Origin of the sequence: Microbispora bryophytorum, assembly GCF_043197435.1 — a bacterium.
GTDB classification, from domain to species: domain Bacteria; phylum Actinomycetota; class Actinomycetes; order Streptosporangiales; family Streptosporangiaceae; genus Microbispora; species Microbispora bryophytorum.
In genome coordinates this window covers 954805-973033 of the sequence record NZ_JBICTF010000001.1, presented here as the reverse complement: position 1 = coordinate 973033, position 18229 = coordinate 954805, and the positions used below count along the sequence as shown (strand labels likewise).

At 72.5% G+C, this 18229-nt stretch carries 16 protein-coding genes; 7 read left to right on the top strand and 9 right to left on the bottom strand.

The window, feature by feature from the left end; genetic code table 11:
• Positions 1-332: 332 nt before the first annotated feature.
• Both ACGFIB_RS04520 and ACGFIB_RS04515 read right to left on the bottom strand, forming a co-directional pair.
• A complete protein-coding gene (locus ACGFIB_RS04520; RefSeq protein WP_393368373.1) occupies positions 333-1667 on the bottom strand; it encodes a cellulose binding domain-containing protein in 1335 nt (444 codons plus the stop codon).
• Between the two features lie 240 nt (positions 1668-1907).
• A complete protein-coding gene (locus ACGFIB_RS04515; protein WP_393368371.1) occupies positions 1908-4163 on the bottom strand; it encodes a serine/threonine-protein kinase in 2256 nt (751 codons plus the stop codon).
• A gap of 226 nt (positions 4164-4389) precedes the next feature.
• Here ACGFIB_RS04515 and ACGFIB_RS04510 point away from each other — a divergent pair, with 226 nt between their 5' ends.
• Complete coding sequence (locus tag ACGFIB_RS04510) at positions 4390-5046, top strand: ThuA domain-containing protein (RefSeq protein WP_393368369.1); 657 nt, start codon at positions 4390-4392, stop codon at positions 5044-5046.
• Between the two features lie 8 nt (positions 5047-5054).
• Here ACGFIB_RS04510 and ACGFIB_RS04505 read toward each other — a convergent pair whose 3' ends face one another.
• The gene (locus ACGFIB_RS04505; protein WP_357248401.1) at positions 5055-5738 is read right to left on the bottom strand and encodes a DNA alkylation repair protein; all 684 of its coding nucleotides are present in this window, start codon (positions 5736-5738) and stop codon (positions 5055-5057) included.
• A complete protein-coding gene (locus ACGFIB_RS04500) occupies positions 5735-6415 on the bottom strand; it encodes a TetR/AcrR family transcriptional regulator (protein ID WP_142575332.1) in 681 nt (226 codons plus the stop codon). The genes ACGFIB_RS04505 and ACGFIB_RS04500 overlap by 4 nt, the downstream gene beginning before the upstream one ends.
• Before the next feature lie 86 nt (positions 6416-6501).
• On the opposite strand from ACGFIB_RS04500, the gene ACGFIB_RS04495 reads away from it, so the two are divergent.
• The 3 genes from ACGFIB_RS04495 to ACGFIB_RS04485 all read left to right on the top strand — a co-directional run bounded on the left by ACGFIB_RS04495 (position 6502) and on the right by ACGFIB_RS04485 (position 10342).
• The gene (locus ACGFIB_RS04495) at positions 6502-7878 is read left to right on the top strand and encodes an alkaline phosphatase D family protein (protein ID WP_393368367.1); all 1377 of its coding nucleotides are present in this window, start codon (positions 6502-6504) and stop codon (positions 7876-7878) included.
• Between the two features lie 96 nt (positions 7879-7974).
• Entirely contained in the window at positions 7975-9459 is a 1485-nt protein-coding gene (locus tag ACGFIB_RS04490; protein ID WP_393368365.1) for a glycoside hydrolase family 3 protein, read from the top strand.
• Positions 9460-9505: 46 nt separating this feature from the next.
• Complete coding sequence (locus ACGFIB_RS04485; protein ID WP_393368363.1) at positions 9506-10342, top strand: ATP-grasp domain-containing protein; 837 nt, start codon at positions 9506-9508, stop codon at positions 10340-10342.
• Here ACGFIB_RS04485 and ACGFIB_RS04480 read toward each other — a convergent pair.
• From ACGFIB_RS04480 to ACGFIB_RS04470, 3 genes are all read right to left on the bottom strand, one after another.
• A complete protein-coding gene (locus ACGFIB_RS04480; RefSeq protein WP_393368361.1) occupies positions 10332-10841 on the bottom strand; it encodes a TIGR00725 family protein in 510 nt (169 codons plus the stop codon). The genes ACGFIB_RS04485 and ACGFIB_RS04480 overlap by 11 nt on opposite strands.
• Before the next feature lie 9 nt (positions 10842-10850).
• Complete coding sequence (locus ACGFIB_RS04475) at positions 10851-11612, bottom strand: SDR family oxidoreductase (protein ID WP_142575327.1); 762 nt, start codon at positions 11610-11612, stop codon at positions 10851-10853.
• Between the two features lie 77 nt (positions 11613-11689).
• Complete coding sequence (locus ACGFIB_RS04470; protein ID WP_357248418.1) at positions 11690-12223, bottom strand: flavin reductase family protein; 534 nt, start codon at positions 12221-12223, stop codon at positions 11690-11692.
• 534 nt (positions 12224-12757) lie between these two features.
• On the opposite strand from ACGFIB_RS04470, the gene ACGFIB_RS04465 reads away from it, so the two are divergent.
• From ACGFIB_RS04465 to ACGFIB_RS04455, 3 genes are all read left to right on the top strand, one after another.
• On the top strand, positions 12758-13510 hold the full coding sequence (locus ACGFIB_RS04465; protein ID WP_142558329.1) for a GntR family transcriptional regulator: 753 nt from the start codon (positions 12758-12760) through the stop codon (positions 13508-13510).
• Positions 13511-13725: 215 nt separating this feature from the next.
• The gene (locus tag ACGFIB_RS04460) at positions 13726-14388 is read left to right on the top strand and encodes a GNAT family N-acetyltransferase (RefSeq protein ID WP_393368358.1); all 663 of its coding nucleotides are present in this window, start codon (positions 13726-13728) and stop codon (positions 14386-14388) included.
• 51 nt (positions 14389-14439) lie between these two features.
• On the top strand, positions 14440-15120 hold the full coding sequence (locus ACGFIB_RS04455) for a copper homeostasis protein CutC (protein ID WP_142575324.1): 681 nt from the start codon (positions 14440-14442) through the stop codon (positions 15118-15120).
• A 48-nt stretch (positions 15121-15168) separates the two neighbouring features.
• On the opposite strand, the gene ACGFIB_RS04450 is transcribed toward ACGFIB_RS04455, so the two are convergent.
• Complete coding sequence (locus ACGFIB_RS04450; protein ID WP_393368356.1) at positions 15169-16758, bottom strand: FAD-dependent oxidoreductase; 1590 nt, start codon at positions 16756-16758, stop codon at positions 15169-15171.
• Positions 16759-16865: 107 nt separating this feature from the next.
• Positions 16866-18047 carry a DUF6986 family protein gene (locus ACGFIB_RS04445; protein ID WP_393368354.1) on the bottom strand — a complete coding sequence of 394 codons (1182 nt, stop codon included), beginning with the start codon at positions 18045-18047 and terminating at the stop codon, positions 16866-16868.
• Positions 18048-18229: the final 182 nt, after the last annotated feature.

Genomic DNA, 18229 nt, shown 5'->3' with positions numbered 1-18229 from the left:
CGTTCACACGAAATGTGACGCGCTCAGAGAGTGATCGCAAGGGGATCTGTGTATCAAGATTCGAACATGGCCACGGCGGCGGCGGTTGGCGTCTCCTGAGGGGCGACGATCTCGGCCACCGTCTTGGGCGGGCCGACCGCCGCCGTGATGTCGGTCTGTTGACAGTCCACGAGGTCTTCCTGCCGACCTCCGTCCGGCGGGCCGTTCGCGCAGCGGGGGCGACCGGGGCGCGGTGGTGGAGGGATCGCGGTCTACCGGCCGCGTCATCACCCCGGCCGCGCCTGCGCCGGCCGCGCCCGCGCCGGACGCGGTCACTCGATCGGCGTACGGGATCAGAAGTTCTTGCTGCGGACCGTCCAGGAGGCCCTGGCCGCCAGGCCCGAGGAGCCCAGGATGTACGACCGCGCCGTGGCGTTGCCGTTGAGAGTCATGTCCAGGAACTGGACCACAGCGGTCATGCCTTCGCTCATCTGGGCGCCGGTGATGAACCCGACGTGACCGGCCTGCGATTGCTCGGCCAGCACGGCCGGCATCTGGGCGAGGTCGTAGTTGGCCCGGGTGTTGTCATAGGCGATGTCGGAGGACCCGCCGTCCATGAACATCACCGGAGTGTGCAGCTTGGACAGCTCCGAGCGTGGATATCCGAACGAACCGTCGGCGAAGAACCCGCTGTCCAGCGAGACGACGCTCTTGACCCGCCGGTCCTGGGCGGCGACCAGCGCTTCCAGCCCCCCGCAGGAGTGGCCGGCGGCGGCGACCCTGGACAGATCGAGGCGCTGGTAGAGCGGCGAGGCGGTGCGGGCGTTCTCCCGCTCGGCCCAACTGATCCCGTCGGTCAGCAGCGACGGAATCGGGGACCCGCTCTGCACCCCGTTCGACGAGCCGTCCACTGATGCGGTGTCCACCACGACGAACCCGCGGGACGCGATGAACGTCAGCGCCTGGATCACCTCGCTCCCGTTGGTGTGCGCGCACGCCCCGTTGCCGAAGACCAGTACGGGCATGGGGCGACCGACGGCGGAGGGGTTCGTCGGCCGGAACACCGTGTAGCGGTTGGTGCCGTACGCGCCCTCCCGGGTGACCGGGAAGTTGTTGTCGATGGCCGGCTGGCTCGGCGGCGTGGGACTGGCGCTTGGCGAGGGCGAAGCCGTGGGGGAGGGCGACGGCGAGGGAGTGAGCGACGGGGTGGGGGACGGGGTGAGCGACGGGGTGGGAGATGGAGTAGGCGACGGGGAGGTGACGTCGCCGGTGCAGGTGACGCCATTCAGGGCGAAGTCGGACGGCACCGGGTTGGAGCCGTTCCAGCTCCCGTTGAACCCGAAGTCGGCACTGCCTCCGCTGGGGACGGCGCCGTTGTAGGAGGCGTTGGTGACGGTGACCTGCGAGCCGGACTGGGCGGGGGAGCCGTTCCACAGTTGTGTGATGGTCTGCCCGGCCGGGAACGACCAGGTCAGCCTCCAGCCGTTGATCGGGTCGCCGAGGTTGCGAACGCTGACGCTGGCGCCGAAGCCGCCGGGCCACTGGCTGGTCACCGTGTAGCCGACCTCGCATCCGGTCGTGGCCGCCGACGCGACGTGGGCCGCGGTCACCGTGACGCCGGCCGTCAGCAGCGCGGCGGCGGCAGCGGACAGCCTCGGCCGCCGGCGGAAAGAGCTGTCGATTCGCACGGACTTTTCCCTCTCCGAGATTGACGATTCAGGACGCCGATGTCGACGGGTGGTGAGCTCCTGGAGCGCGAGTCAATCCGGGCACAAATGAGCGAGTCAAGTAACTTGATATGAAGGCTGCTTCGTCTCGCGACGTAAAGGCTTTGCTGAGCAGGTGCTTCGGGGACGCGTGTGAAAGGCCGGCCGTGAGGACGGCGGTGAATATTTCACGCCTTCTGCTCGACGTCGCCGGTCAGGAAATCATTGGAGGCGCAAGCTGTCCTGGGGATCCGGACTCCGCTGTCCCCGGTCTAGCTGTTCCGAACTCTTCGGTTCAGGACTGCGCGGTTCAGGACTGCGCGGTTCAGCACTGCGCGGTTCAGGACTGCGCGGTTCGGAGCTGTGGGACTCGGGTGGCGCGGGGCTCGTCGTCGGGCTCGTCGCCGGGCTGGGGTCTTTCGCCGGCCCCGGACTCTCCTTCGCGGGCCCCGAGGGCGACTCCTGCGACTTCGGGCACCGGGGGCCGGCGACCCGCACCTCGGCCTGGCGCGGCCCGCCGGGATCGGCCGGATCGGTCGTGACGCGCACCCCGAACACGGCCCTCCTGCCGCACTCCACGGCGCCGAGGCCGGCGGGCACCGTGAACGAGTAGGACGTGTGGCCCGAGAGCGTGCGAGTGTCGGACGCCGCCGCGCGGCCGTCGCGCGTGAAGACGCTGGAGACCCCGACCGGGCCCTTGCCCGAGGTCCGCACCGTCACGGCCGCCCTCTTGCCGTCCCAATCATCGATCGCCACACCCTCCACCGCGGGGGCCGGGCAGGCCGGTCCGGTCAGTTTCCGCGTGCGCGTACGGATTCCTCCCCGCGCGGCGGGGACCGTGGACACCTCGACCCGCCGGTAGACGGTGGTTCCGCAGGCAGGGGAGGGGAAGGGCTGCTGCAGCCCGATGTGGTAGGACGTCGCACCCCGCAGCCCGACCGTCTGCGAGGGCGCGGCGGCGAGCGCGTCCGGCGACGGCCCGGAGGCGAAACGCGCGGTGAGCTGGACCCGGGCCGCAGTGCTCGCCCGCACGTCGACCGTGACCGCCTGGCCGTCGAACGCCGCGATGCCGAGATCGGTCACCCGCGCCGGCGCGGGCGACGCGGTCGCCCCCATGTGGGAGGGGGTGGCGCTCCCCTGCGGCCCGGAAGGGTCCTGTGACCCGGAAGGTCCCGGCGGGGTGGCCGGTCCGGTGGACACCGACGCCACCGGCGTGCCGGACAGGTCGGGCGGCGTCGTCCCGGCGTTCTCGTCCGGCCCCGCATCAGCGGGTCCTGTGGCGGCCTCCGAGGTCTCGTCCGGCACCGTCTCGCCGGGCACTGTCCCATCGGGCACAGTCTCGCCCGGCACCGTCTCATCGGGCGCGGCCGGCGCGGCCGTCCCGGCCGAGTCCGGGGCCGGGGGAAGCGCCGCCGGGGCGCTGTGCGGTGGCGGGGTTAGCAGGGTGTCCCGCGCGACCGGGGTCTGCCGGTTGGCCGCGACCACCGCCGCGATCACGACGGCCGACAGCACGGCGGCGCCGATGGCGAACCGGGGCGCGAAGCGCGCGAGCCGCTCGGACAGCACGGTCCGGGCGAGGGACGTGGACGCCTCGACCGGCTCGGCCGGAGCGGCCAGAGGAAACGTCAGCGCCAGCAGGGTCGCGAGTTCGGCCAGGTGCCGGCGGCCCCGCTGCTCCCAGTCGGACCCGTACGCGGCGGTCGCGGCGGTCTCCAGGTCGGTGATGAACGCGCGTGCCGTGGGCGGCCGGTCCGCCGGGTTCTTGGCCATGCCGCGCGTCACCAGGCCCCGCACCGAGCCCGGCACGTCCGCCGCGGGGATGGGGGCGCTGCGGTGCAGCATGCGCAGCGCCGTCAGGTCGTCGGCCCGGTACGGCCGGCGCCCGGTGAGGCACTCGTAGAAGACGCAGGTGGCGGCGTAGACGTCGGCGGCCGGGCCGGCGGGCCCGCCGTACCACTGCTCGGGGGCCATGTAGGGCGGCGTGCCCGCGGAGGTCTCCGGAGAGCCGCTCGGCGTCGCGATGCCGAAGTCCGACAGCTTGCTGTTGCCGTCGGCCTGGATCAGCACGTTCTCCGGTTTGTAGTCCCGGTGGACGATGCCCGTGGCGTGCGCGGCCGACAGGCCCGCCAGCGAGCCCTTCAGCACGACCAGCGCCGCCTCCGGGCTGGTCGAGCCGTGCTCGCCGAGGATCCTGCGAAGCGAGACCCCGTCGACGAGTTCCATGACGATGGCCGCGCCGTCGCGCGCCTCGACGTACTCGTACAGGCGCACGATGTTCGGATCGTTCAGCTCCACCATGATCCGGGCCTCGTGCCGGAACCCGGCGAGGAAACGTCGATCCCGCCGCAGTTCCTCGCGCAGGTACTTGATCGCGACGTAGGCGCCGGTGGTCATGTAGGTCGCCAGCACGACGCGCCCGGCGCCACCCGCGCCGAGTTCGCGCACCTCCCGGTAGCCCGGGACCGACCAGGCGTTCATGACGCCGCCCCCTCGGATCAGGTCGTCTTCGACCAGTTCAGCCGTGCCGCATGTGGCCCTGACTCAAGGTCTCACCCGAAAGGGCGGTTGTCACCGGAGCAAAAAAGTCACCTTGCGGATGTAGTCCCGGCGCGCGTGCTCACGTGCGGGGCCGCGCGTACGGCGAGGTCGCGGGCTCACGGCTCCCGGGCGGAGCCCGGTCCGGCCGGGAGCCTAAGGTGCTCTCATGCCGCGCAATCTCATCCTTTCCGGGGGAGTGGCCCATGACTTCCCGGCCACCTCGGCCGCCCTCGCGGACGTGCTCGCCGGGATCGGCATCAAGTCGGAGATCACCGAGGACGTCGCCGGGGCCCTGGCCGAGCCCGCGCCGACCGGCCTGATCACGGTCAACGCGCTCCGATGGAGGATGGACGGCGGCGACTTCGCGGAGGAGCGGGACCGCTGGCGTTTCGAGACGCCGGACTCCGTCAGGCGGGCGTTGCTCGATCACCTCGCGAGGGGCGGCGGGCTGCTGGCCGTGCACGCCGCCACGCTCTGCTTCGACGACTGGCCCGAGTGGGCCTGGATCCTGGGCGGCGCCTGGAGGTGGGGCACGTCGTACCACCCGCCGATCGGCCCGGCGAAGGTCCGGCTCTGCGCCGGTCATCCGATCGTCGACGGCCTGACCGACTTCGAGGTGACCGACGAGGTCTACACCGACCTCGACGTCCTCCCGGACGTGGAGCCGCTGGCGTACTCCGGAGACCAGCCCCTGTTGTGGGCGAGAACCGTGGCGGGCGGCCGGGTCGTGTACGACGCGCTCGGCCACGACACCCGGTCCTACGAGAACCCGGTGCGCCGCACACTGCTGCGGCGTGCGGCGCGGTGGCTCCTCGGAGACTGACCCGCCGATTACACGTCGCCGGGGACGTTGCGCAGCGCCTCGCGGCGGCTCAGGCCGCTGATGCCCTGGTGCTTCACGTAGCGGAGCACCTCCTGCGGGTTGGTCTTCGCGTACTCCCGCAGCGCCCAGCCGATCGCCTTGCGGGCGAAGAAGTCGGTGTCCGACAGGCTCGGCTCGATGCAGGCGTAGAGCAGGTGGACGTCGGTGCGGTCCTTGAAGGAGTTCTGGCACAGGATGGCGGTGCGCCGCTTCCACAGGTCGGGGTCGTGCGCCCACTCCAGCGCCAGGCGGCGCATGCTCTCCGGATACAGCCGCAGCAGCGTGCCGATCCGGTGCACGGCGATGTCGTCCACCAGGTCCCACCACGCCCCGGTGACGATCATCTCCTCGTACATCGGGATCGTGTAGAGCGTCTGCCAGGACCGGTAGAAGCGGTGCGCGGACAGCTCGATGGCGGCGTAGCGCTCCTCGCGGTACTCCGCCTCGCGCCACAGCGCCAGCACCGCCCTGCGCCATTCTGGGGCGCTGTCCAGCCGGTGCTCGGCGAAGACCCTGCGCAGCGCGGCCCGCCGCGGCACGGCCGTCACCCCGAGGAAGGGCATCTCCGACTTCATGTACGACCGCATGCCCTCGGCGCGCGCGGGGTCGGCCAGCTCGGTCAGCGCGAGCCGTACGGCCTTGAGTAGCGTCATGACGGCCGGCTCGCCCGCTCGCCGGTCGCCAGGCCGTCGAACAGCAGCTTGACGAAGTGGTCGGCCAGGGCGTCGGTGTCGAGCCTGCCGCCGGGGCGGAACCAGCGCACGGTCACCCAGATCGTGTCGCGGATCATCCGATAGGTGAGCTTGGGATCGACGTCGGGGCGGAACTGGCCGGCGGCCTGGCCGCTCGTGATCTGCTCCAGCCACATGCGCTCGGCCTCGTCCTCGGCCCGCACCAGGTAGTCGAACCGGTCGCCGGGCAGTGAGCGCAGGTAGTTCCAGTCGTTCTGCATGACCGTGATGGCCGCCCGGTGGTCCTCCAGCGTGCCGAAGCCGATGCGCACCATCTCCGCTAGCACCGAACGCGGGTCGGCGTGCGTCCCCAGCACCGAGCGGTAGCGGTTGATCAGATCCTCGAGGAAGGTGCGCAGCACCTCGTCGACGATCGACTCCTTGGAGTCGAAGTGATGGTAGAGGCTGCCGGACAGGATCCCGGCCTCCAACGCGATCTCCCGCACGGTGGTGGCCTGGAAGCCCTTGCGCGCGAACAACTCGGCGGCGAGCTTGACGAGGTGGTCGCGCCGTTCGGACGCCGAACCGGCCGCCCCCCGCTTCGCCCTGACCGGCGCGGCCGTGCCGCCGGAGTCCTTACGCTGGTTCACGGCTCCCATTATGGCCGTCGAGCAAGAGCTTGTTCACATTCCCGCCTCGCCCGACCTCCCCGCACGGGCGGGATCGGTAAGGCAGGATCGAACCCATGGCGAAAATGGGCTATCCGTTCACCTTGGGGGTGGCTTCAGGAGAGCCGTTATCCGACGGCGTGATCCTGTGGACCCGTCTGGCCCCCGATCCGCTGCATCCGACACAGCCCGGCGGCATGCCCAACCGGGCGATGACCGTACGGTGGGAGCTCGCCGAGGACGAGGCGTTCACGAAGGTGGTCCAGTCGGGCACCGCGCCCGCGCAGCCGGACTGGGCGCACAGTGTGCACGTGCGGGTGGCCGGGCTGCGACCCGCGGCCGACTACTTCTACCGCTTCTCCATCGAGGGTCACGTCAGCCGGGTGGGCCGCACCAGGACGGCGCCCGGCCCGGATTCGACCGCCCCCGTCCGGTTCTGCTTCGTCTCCTGCCAGCGCTACGAGCACGGCCACTTCACGGCGCTGCGCCACCTCGCCGCCGAGCGGCCCGACCTGGTCCTCCACCTCGGCGACTACATCTACGAGTACGGCAAGCCGAAGAACCCCAAGCCGGGCCGCTATGTGCGCCCGCTCGAGTCGACGGCCGAGTGCACGACGCTCGGCGCCTACCGCGACCGCTACGCCCGCTACAAGATGGACCCGGACCTGCAGGCCGCCCACGCCGCCGCGCCGTGGGTCGCGATCCCCGACGACCACGAGGTCCGCGACAACTGGGCGGGCGCGCTGCCCGGTGACGGCGGCAGCCCCGCCGCCTTTCTCAAGCGCAGGGCCGCCGCGTTCAAGGCGTACTACGAGCACCAGCCGCTGCGCGTCCATCCGTCGGGGTCCGCCCTGCAGAACTACCGCTGGCGGCCGTGGGGCCGGGTGGCCGACTTCCTGCTCGCCGACACGAGGCAGTATCGCGAGGGGCGCGACATGCTCGGCGCCGAGCAGGAGAAGTGGCTGAAGGACCGGCTGCACGGATCGGCGGCCCGGTGGAAGGTGCTCGCGCAGGCGGTGTTCTTCTCCCAGCGGAGGTTCCCGCTCGAACCCGTCAGCGCCGACGCCTGGGACGGCTATCCCGACTCGCGCGCCCGCGTGCTCGCCGCCGCCCCCGACGGGCTGGTCGTGCTGAGCGGCGACGTGCACAGCGCGTACGCCTGCGACGTGCGCGCCGACTGGGCGGATCCGGCCTCCCGCGCCCTCGGGGTCGAGTTCGTCGGGCCGTCGGTGACGAGCGCGCCGGGCATCACCGACGCGAGCGCGATCCTCGAACTGAACCCGCACATCGCGTTCTTCGACAGCCGCCACGGCTACGTGTCCTGCGTCGCGGACATGGAGAACTTCCGCGCGGACTACCGGGCCGTGGCCTTCGTGGACCGTCCCGGCGCGCCGCTGACGACGATCGCCGGCTTCGAGGTGAAGGAGAACCGGCTCCACCGCACCGACGTGTGATCAGGAAAGGGTGACGACCCAGGCCTGTCCCCTGGCAAATAGGAAACTTTCCTATTAGATTGCGGGCATGTCTGAGCGATGCCCTGCGGGCGCAGCATGAAGCGAAGCCCTGACCTGCTCCGTCTGGCCGACGCGGTCCTGTTGCCCGGCTTCACCGGGACCACCGTCCCCGACTGGGTGCGGCGGCGGCTAGCCGGCGGGCTCGCCGGTGTGGTGCTGTTCTCCCGGAACGTCGACACCCCGGCCCAGCTCGCCGCGCTCACCTCGGCCCTGCGCGCGGACAGCCCCGAGATCCTCATCGGCATCGACGAGGAGGCCGGGGAGGTGACCAGGCTTGAGGCCCGCACAGGCAGCTCGCGGCCGGGCAACTACGCCCTGGGCGTCGTGGACGACGTGGAGCTGACCGAGCGGGTGGCCCGCGACATCGGGCGGGACCTGCGGGCCGCGGGGGTGAACATCGACTTCGCCCCGGCCGCCGACGTCAACTCCAACCCGGACAATCCGGTCATCGGCCTGCGGTCGTTCGGCGCCGATCCGCCGCTCGTCGCGCGGCACACGGCCGCCTGGATCCGCGGCCTGCAGTCCACCGGCGTGGCGGCCTGCGCCAAGCACTTCCCGGGGCACGGCGACACGTCTGTCGACTCCCACCACGGCGTCCCGCGCGTCACGGCCTCCCGGAAGGACCTGGCCGAGGTCGAGCTGGAGCCCTTCCGGGTGGCCATCGACGAGGGCGTGCGCTCGATCATGACCGGTCACCTGCTGGTCACGGCGTACGACGAGGACCTGCCGGCGACGCTCAGCCCCCGCGTCCTCACCGGCCTGCTGCGGGAGGAGCTGGGCTTCGACGGCCTGATCGTCACCGACGGCATCGAGATGGCCGCCGTCTCGGGCCGGTACGGCCTGGGCGGCGCGAGCGCGATGGCCGTGGCGGCGGGTGCCGACGCGGTCTGCGTGGGCGGAGAGAACGCCGACGAGGCGACCCACGAGCACATCCGCGACGCCGTCGCCGACGCGGTCACCGAGGGCAGGCTGCCGGAGGAGCGGCTCGCGGACGCCGCCGCGCGGGTGCGCGCCCTGACCGCCTGGCAGGCGCAGGCCCCGCCCGTGGACGACCGCCGGGACGAGATCGGGCTGGTCGCCGCCCGCCGGGCCGTGCGCGTGACCCGGCGCGGGGCCGGCGTGCTGCCGCTGGCCGCCGCCCCGCACGTCGTGGAGCTGTCGCCGGAGACCAACCTCGCGATCGACAGGAACATGCCGTGGGGCGCGGGGGAGCCGCTGGGCAAGCTGCTGCCCGGCACCACGGTCGCCCGGCTGCGGCAGGGCGACGTCCACAACGGCGTCGCCGGCGCGATGCTGGGCCAGGCCGCCGACCGGCCGCTCGTCATCGTGGTGCGCGACGCCCACCGGCACCCCTGGCAGACCGACCTCCTGGAGCGCCTGCTGGCAGCCCGGCCGGACGGCGTCGTGGTCGAGATGGGGCTGCCGGGCCGTACGGACCTGGGGGCGGTGCACATCGCCACGCACGGCGCCGCGCGAGTCTGCGGCCAGGCCGCGGCGGAGGTGCTGGCCGGCCTCGCCTGACACTGCCCATAGCATTGGTCACCGCTGACAAGCGGAAGGGAGCGTCATGAGGGTCGCCTACGTCACCACGGACCATCCGGCCGCCGAGCACGACGACGAGCGGGAGATCGCGCTCACCGCCTGGCTCGGGGCCGGCATCGAGGGCTCGCCGGTGAACTGGCACGACCCCCGCGTCGACTGGTCGGAGTTCGACGCGGCGGTCGTGCGGTCCCCGTGGGACTACATCGACCGCCGTGACGAGTTCGTCGCCTGGGCCCACCGGGTGGAGTCGGTGACGCGGCTGTTCAATCCCGCGCCGGTGATCGAGTGGAACACCGACAAGACCTACCTGCGCACGCTCGGCGTGCCCACCGTCCCCACGCACTGGCCCACGCAGGGCGGCGACCCAGGGGCGGACCTGCCCGGCTGGGACGAGTTCGTGGTCAAGCCCGCCGTCTCGGCGGGGGCCCGCGACACCGTCCGCACCGCCGACCGGGGCGCCGCCGCGGGCCACGCGGCGACGCTGCTCGCCGCGGGCCGCACGGTCATGGTGCAGCCGTACATCCCGTCCGTCGAGCAGGAGGGGGAGCTGTCGCTGCTGTATTTCGGCGGCCGGTTCAGCCACGCCGTACGGCGGCACCCGATGCTCACCGGGGTGGCGGAGACCGCGGAGAACCGCGCCACGCTGCGCGACCCGGACGACGACCAGTTCGCCCTCGCCGAGCGGGTCCTGGCCGCCGTGCCGGAGAACCTGCTGTACGCCCGGGTGGACCTGGTGCGGATGCCGGACGGTGAGCCGGTCCTGATCGAGCTGGAGCTCACCGAGCCCTACCTGTTCCTGCGGGAGGAGCTGGCCGCGCCCGACCTGTTCGCCGAGACTCTCGCCGAGATGCTCAAGGCCTGAGACGCTCGCCGCCGCTGAGCGGGCGGGCCCGCTCGGCGGCGGCGAGCGCCAGCCGTACGGCCTCGGCCGGGCCGGCGGCGGCCACCGGACCGGGCACGGGACGGCCCTCGGCGTCGAGGATCCGCCAGCCTCCGAGAGTGATCACGGGCGTGCCGCCCCGCCGGGCGAGCGCCAGCTCCGAGAGCGTGCCCCAGGAGCCGCCCACGACGACGACCGCGTCGGCGGCGCGCACGATCAGCGCGTTGCGGGCCTCGCCGAGGCCGGTGGGGAGGGCCACGGTGAGGTCGGAGCTCGCCCCGGCGCGGTCCCGGCCGGACAGGACGCCGACCACGACGCCTCCGGCCTCCCTCGCGCCCGCCGCCGCGGCGGCCATCACCCCGCCGTACCCGCCGCACAGCACGACCACGCCGCGCCCCGCCAGCAGGCGGCCCACGTCGCGGGCCGCCTCGGCCTCCTGCGGGGTGCACTCGCCCGGCCCGCACACCGCAACCTGCCACATGCCCGTCCCCTACCCGTGGGTGGAGATCCCGCCGTCCACCGGGATCACCGCGCCGGTCAGGTACGACCCGGCCCGTGAGGCCAGGAAGATGGCCGCGCCCGCCATGTCGTCGGGCCTGCCGATGCGGCCCAGCGGGACGTTGCCCTCGATCGCGCCGCGCATCTGGGGGTCGTCGAGCGCGAAGGCCATCATCTTCGACTCGAACGGCCCGGGCGCGATCGCGTTGACCGTGATCTGCTCCCGGGCGAGCTGGTGGGCGAGGTGCCGGGTCAGCATGTGGACGCCCGCCTTGGCCGCCGAATACGCGTAGTTCTCCATGAACGGCACCCGAAGCCCGTCGATCGACCCGATGTTGATCACGCGGGCAGGGTCGCCGGGCGACGCGGCGGCGCGCAGCAGCGGCAGGAAGCGGCGGGTGAGGAAGAAGACGCCCTTGACGTTGATGTTCCAGAGCTTGTCGAAGGCGTGCTCCGGATACTCCTCCAGCGGCGCGCCCCAGCTCGCCCCCGCGTTGTTGACGAGCACGTCGAGCCGGCTCTCCCGCTGCGACACCGCCTGCGCCAGCGCCTCGACGCCGTCGGGAGTGGACAGGTCCGCCTGTACGGCGTGGCAGCCCAGCTCGGCGGCCGTGGCCTCCAGCTCGTCCTTCTTCCGTGAGGAGATGTAGACGGTGGCGCCCGCGTCGAGGAACCCCCGCGCGATCATCTTCCCGATGCCCCGGGACCCGCCCGTGACGACGACCGTCTTGCCTTCCACCGAGAACAGAGTCATGGGGGCAGCATACCGACCGGTCGGTTCCGGGTCAGGCATGTCCTCAGGCATGTCCTCAAGCGTCCTCAGGCATGTCCTCAGGCATGGAAGCCCCCGTAAGCTCCGCGGAAGAACACCAGCGGGCCGCCGTCGTCGTGCCGGTCGAGCCCCGTGACCCGGGCGACGACGATCACGTGGTCGCCGGCCGGGTGCTCCTGGTCCACCGTGCAGTCGATCCAGGCGAGCGCGCCGTCCAGCACGGGCGCGCCGCCGGGGGACAGGGCCCACGACAGGCCGCCGAACTTGTCCCCGCCCTTCGCGGCGAGCCGATCGCACACCTGCCGCTGGTGGTCGGCGAGCACGTTGACGCACAGGGTCGTCGCGGCCTTCAGGCGCGGCCAGCTCGTGCTGGTCCGCGCGACGCAGAACGACACCAGCGGCGGATCGAGGCTCACGGACGTGAAGGAGTTGACGGCCAGGCCGCGCGGCTCCCCGGTCTCCGGGTCGATCGCGGTGACGGCCACGACGCCGGTGGCGTACCTGCCGAGGACGTTCCTGAAGTGCTGGGGATTGACGGCCGGAATCCTCCTGGCGCCGTCATGGCCGACCCTCCGGGACACAGGGATGCCCATCGCACACGTGCCTCCTCGGTCGCCTCCCATGGAGTCAAGGAGGGCCGGAGTCGATGCATTCCCTGTGCGGTGATTAACGGTGGCGCGTCCTGGCGGGCGTGGGGGACCCGCCAGGACGCGCTCCGCCCCGGCGCGAGACCTCGACCCCGGCGAGGGTTGGGGTCGAGGCCTCGTTCATTCGCACGGAGTCCGTGGGGATCGGCCGTTGTCGTCCGGCCGCTCCGGTGTGCAGTGGTACCGCGCGTTCGGGCACGCCACGCCATATCCGCGCAAGGCGGTCATGCCGGTGGATACCGACAGCTCTGACATGTCGTTCCCGTCGCTCTGATAGGTCTGGGCTCCGGTAGGTCTGAGCGCGCGCCAGGGCGACTTCGGCGTTCTCGCACCGACCGCCCGCACGGGCCCACCTCCATTGGATGGATTTGTACCAACGTTTGGATAATGCGCGGCTGGGTGGGCTCTGGTCAAGGGGTTGTTTCCCGGTAGACCGAGATCCTCTAGATTTGTTGGAACAAAAGGGTGGATTGAGGAAAGATGGCACGATCGTCGCTCTACCAGCAGGTGGCCGCCGAGGTACGCAGGGCCATCTACGCGGGCGAACTCGCGCCGGGCGACCAGATCCCGACCGAGGCCGACCTCATGGAGGCGCACGGCGTCAGCCGCAACACCGTACGGCTGGCCCTCGGCGAGCTGGAGAACGAGGGTCTCATCCTGCGGATGCGTCGGCGTGGAACGTTCGTACGGGAGCGCCGTCCCCTCCTCATGCGCCCCCAGGACGAGTTCCTCCCGTACGACCACGAGGGGCGGCGGTTCGACACGTTCGTCCACGCGGTCCGCTCCGAGGGCCGTACGGCGGACCAGAGGATCGAGGTCTCGATCGTCGAGCCGCCCGAGGACGTGGCCACCCGTCTCGCCCTCGCCGACGGCGCCCTGGCCGTCGTGCGCCGCCGGCTGCGCTTCGTGGACGGCCAGCCGTACAACACGCTGGACTCGTACTTCCCTCTGGAGATCGTGGGGGGCTCCGAGATCGCCCGGCCCGGCGACATCACGCGCGGGGCCAACAGGGTGCTGGAGGAGCTGGGCCATCTCCAGGTCCGTGTGATCGACGACCTGTCGGCCCGCATGCCGACCTCCGACGAGTCGTCGCGGCTCCAGCTGGAGCCCGGCACCCCGGTCGTCGTCCACACCCGGGTCGGCTACGACGCCGACGACACGCCCGTCCGCGTCGCCGTGTCCGTGCTGCCGGCCGACAAGCATCTGATCCGATACGAGCTGGAACGTCATTGACGAGGCCCGGACGCCCCCTGGCCTGAGCGGGCGCCCCCGGCCGACGGGCCCTCCTCCGGAGGGCCGCTTCCGTGATTCCCAACCCGACCCCGGCAGGGGGCCGCGCCGCGCCCGCGCGCCCTAGCGGGACCCGCCGTCTACGGACGGACGCTTGCGGCATCCCGCCGTCACTCTCAGTGATCAAATCGCCGCCGTCGGCACGAAAGGAATCAGGCATGCCCGCGAACACCCTGGATCTTGTTACGGAACTCACGCTGCGTCGCGCCACCCCGGCCGATCTGCAGGGGGTCATTGCCCTGCTGGCGCGCACCGCCGGGTGGCTCAACGGTCTCGGCGTACGGCAGTGGCCCGCCGCGGGCTTCCCCGCCGAGCGCATCGAACCGCTGATCGGCGAGGGAGTCATGTACCTCCTGGACGCCGGCGACGAGGCCGGGCGGGGGCCGGCCGCCACGATCGCCGTGGACGGCCATGCCGACCCGGAGTTCTGGACCACCGCCGACCGCCCCGGAGACGCGCTCTACGTCCACAAGCTCGCCGTGAGCAGGACCTACTCGGGCCGGGGCCTGGGGGAGGTGCTGCTCGACTGGGCCGCCCTGCGGGCCGCCGCCCACGACCGGCCGTACGTGCGGCTGGACTGCGCCAAGGACAACGCCCGCCTGCAGTCGTACTACCGGAAGTCAGGCTTCCGGCACGTCCGCACCGTCGACCTGCCGCACCGCGCCTCCGGTGCGCTGTTCGAGCGGGACGCCAGCGCCGCGATCCCGGCCGCGCTGTCCTATCGCCGCACGCCGGCGGTGCCGGCCCAGCGCTCGGGACATGCGGTGCAAGCCTGGAGAGTTCTTGACATCACTGCACACAACGAGTTGATCGAGTGCTGAACAGGGCGGATGCCGTGAGGCGCCGCAAAGGGACCGGATACTGTTCACATCATGACGGGATCCCTCCTTGAAGTGATCGCGCTCGACCTGCGTGACGCCGTGGCCGCCGAGGAGGGCGGAGCGGACCGCCTGGAGATCGTGTCCGACATGAGCGCGGACGGGCTCACCCCCTCGGCGGACCTCGTCGCCGCGATCGCGCGCGAGTGCGGGCTGCCGCAGATGGCCATGCTCCGCTGCAACGCCGGGTTCACCGCGACCCGGGAGGAGCTCGACCGGCTGCGCGGCCACGTCAAGGAGCTCGCCGAGGCCGGCGCGGCGGGCTTCGTCTTCGGCTTCCTGTCCGAGGACGGGTCGGTCGACAGGGAGGCGACGGAGGCGCTGATCCACGCGGTCTCGCCGCTGCCCTGGACCTTCCACCGCGCCGTGGACCGCGCCGCCGACGTGCGGGCCGCCTGGCGCGCCGTACGGCTGCTGCCGAACCTGGCGACCGTGCTCACGTCCGGTTCGCCCGAGGGCGTCGGCAGCGGCCTCGGCGTGTTACGCGCGCGGGCCGAGGCGGGGGACGCCTCGCTCGTGCTCGCCGGCGGCGGCCTGCGCGAGGAGCACGTGCCGGTGCTGCTCGACTACGGCGTCCGCGCCTTCCACGTGGGCAGCGCCGTGCGGGGCTCGTGGCGCGAGCCGGTAGACCCGGACCGCGTCCGGCACTGGCGCCGCATCGTCGACCGGTTGTGACCGCCCGGCTCAGGCGGCCGGCTCAGGCGGCCGGTTCAGGCGGCCCGTTCAGGCGCGGCGGCGGGCGACCAGGACGGCGTCGCGGATGGTGATCTCGCCGCCCTCCGGGTCCACCGCGGTGCGCGGCCGGGCCTCGGCCGCGACGACCTCCCATTCGGCCGGATCGAGCGACGCCGCGACCTCCTCGGCGGTGAACATCATCTGCGGGAAGTGCATCCGCCGGGCCTTGGTCAGCAGGTCCGACGGGTGGTGCCCGACGATCAGCAGGGTGCCTCCGGGAGCCGTCGCGGCGGCCAGCGAGGCGAACAGCGTCCGCCTGGCCTCGCCGGGCAGGTGCATGTACTGCGCCGACACCAGGTCGTAGGCGCCCTCGGGAAGGGTGTGGTCGCGCAGGTCCGCCTGCACCCACTCGGTGCGCGCCGCGACGTCCGCGCCCGCGTCGGCGGCGTGGGCGGCGGCCCGCTCCAGCGCCGTGGCGGAGATGTCGGCTCCCGTCACCCGCCAGCCCCTCGCGGCGAGCCAGACGGCGTCGGCGCCCTCGCCGCTGCCGACGTCGAGGGCCCGGCCCGGGGGCAGCTGCGCGGCCTCGGCGACGAGCTGCGGGTTCGGGCGGCCGCTCCAGACCGCCGGCCGGGAGCGGTAGCGCTCCTCCCAGGCCGCCTCCTCCAACAGAGTGCGCACCTGGGTCCGGTAGGCGTCGACGGCCGCCCGGGTCTCCTCGGCGATGAGATCCATGTTGATCGCCGCACCGGCGGCCAGGCCCGCCGCGGCGGACGCGATCACCACGGCGCGTACGTCCGTCACGTTCCCCGCCACCCAGACACCGGGCACGGCGGTCGCTCCGGTCGGGTCCGCGGCGATGCGCGTGCCCGCCACGTGACCGCCGATCTCCACCTCGACCGGCTTGAGCCCGAGCGACTCCAGCACCCCGGACCGGGCGGCGAGCGGCGCGCCGACGACGAGCGCGTCGAGTGCGACGACCTCGCCGGAGGCCAGCCGCACCCCGGTGAGCGCGTCGCCGGTCACCTCGATCCCCGCGACCGGGCCGTCGGCGACGGGGATCCGGCGCGCGGCGAGCCGCTCGGCGTCCTCCTCGGACGGCGCGGGGCAGTGGTGGGCCAGGAACACCACGTCCTCGCTCCACTGCCGCCACAGCAGGGCCTGCTCGACGGCGAGCGGCCCGGTGGCCAGCACGCCGATGCGCCGGTCGCGGACCTCCCACCCGTGGCAGTAGGGGCAGTGCAGAACGTCGCGGCCCCACCGCTCGGCCAGGCCCGGCACGTCCGGCAACTCGTCCACGGCCCCGGTCGCCACCAGCAGGCGGCGGGCCCGGACGGCGCGGCCGCCGTCCAGCGTCACGACGAAGTCGCCGCCCTCCCGCGTCGCGGACTCGGCCCGCCCGGCGACGACCTCGCCGCCGTACCCGATCACTTCCTCGCGCCCGGCCGCCCGCAACTCGGCGGGCGGCGTGCCGTCCCGGCCGAGGTAGTTGTGCATGTGCGCGGCCGGCGCGTTGCGCGGCTGTCCGGCGTCCACCACCAGCACCGATCGGCGGGCCCGCGCCAGCGCCAGGGCGCCGCTGAGCCCCGCGGCGCCACCGCCCACCACGACCACGTCGTATGTCTTGTTCTCGTCCACCCGTGCCTCCCGTGTCGGAGTCTCAGACGCCCGCTTCGGACGCTGCTGTCGGAACAGTGCGGCACAGGCGGCGGGAGTGGCAAGCAACCTTGCCGATATGGCAAACCTCAGCAGAGGGCGCGGTCGGCCCGGGCCAGTGCGGCGACCAATGTCCTGATCGTCGCCGGCTCGTCCAGCACGCCCCCCGCGGCCTCGCGCCGTTCCTGCCAGGCGCGCACCCGGTCGGCGTACTTCTCGTAGCAGGCGAGGTGGAAGGCGTACACGGTCGTGAAGCGGCTGACGAGGTGCGAGGGGTGCATGTCCCAGCCCTGGTAGAAGCCGTGCGCCAGCGAGTGCGACACCAGCGCCGAGTGCCGTCGCAGCAGGGCGTGCACGTCGGCCGCCGCGGCCGAGGCCGGGGTCGCGGCCAGTGAGCCGTCCGACAGCTCCACCCCCGTCCCCGACAGCGCCGTCTGCATTACGTGCCGCGCGTGGTCGCAGGCCGGGTGGTCGAGCCGCTGCTCGTCCGGCGGCAGCCCGAGCGCGGCCGTGTAGTCGAACACCCCGAAGTGGGCGGCCGCCAGCCGCCCGCCCAGCGAGGGCACCAGGCCGGCCGACCGCTGGAGCATGAGCACGGTCTGCGGGGCCTCCACCTGCATCTCGAAGCGCAGCGTGCCCGAGGGCAGGAGCAGCGCGCGCTCCAGCGCCTCCAGGCAGCCGGCGAACTGCCGCAGGTAGTCCTCCATCAGGACCTTGGGGAAGGTCACCGTGAACCCGTCCGGGAGCCGGCCGGTCCGCCGCACGACCCCGGTCAGGAACCCGTCGAGCGTGCGGACCGAGCGCAGCGGGTCGCCGTCGGCGAACGACTTGACCCGCAGGCCCCACCTGCGGGGCAGCGTGCCCGCCTCGTGCATCGCGGCCACGGCCGCCGCCGCCGACTCGGCGTGCCGGTCCTCCTCGTCGGGGGAGCGCGGGCCGTAGCCGTCCTCGAAGTCGACCCGCAGGTCCTCGATCGGCTCGGCGTGCAGTTTCCTGCGTACGCGGTCGTGCACGGGCTGGGCCAGCTCGGCGTCGAGCTCGAACAATGCGGCCAGCTCGGTGGGGGTGAACAGGAGCCGGTGGAGGAGGTCGGTCGCGGCCTGCCGCCACTGCTGGACGATGTCCGCGGTCACCCGGTCCGCGGGCACGTAGACGGTGTGCACCGGCTGCCACGCGGGTTCCCGTACGGGAAAGCGGGCGAGCTGCTCGCGATGGGCGGCGGCGAAGTCGTCCAATAGTCCGTCAGGAACGCCGGTCAGCGTCGTCTCCATGGGGGCGATCCTCGCAGAGTCCCGCCACGGCGAGGGCAATCACGCAACGTCGCTGCATGAGGACGGAGCGTTGGCTATTCTTTTCCTCGAACAACCGATCGAACAGGTGAGCGAAAAAGAAACGGCCCCCTGTCGGGGGCCGTAGAGCCCGGGGACGTAGCCGCGGGCGCGGTGACTCCATG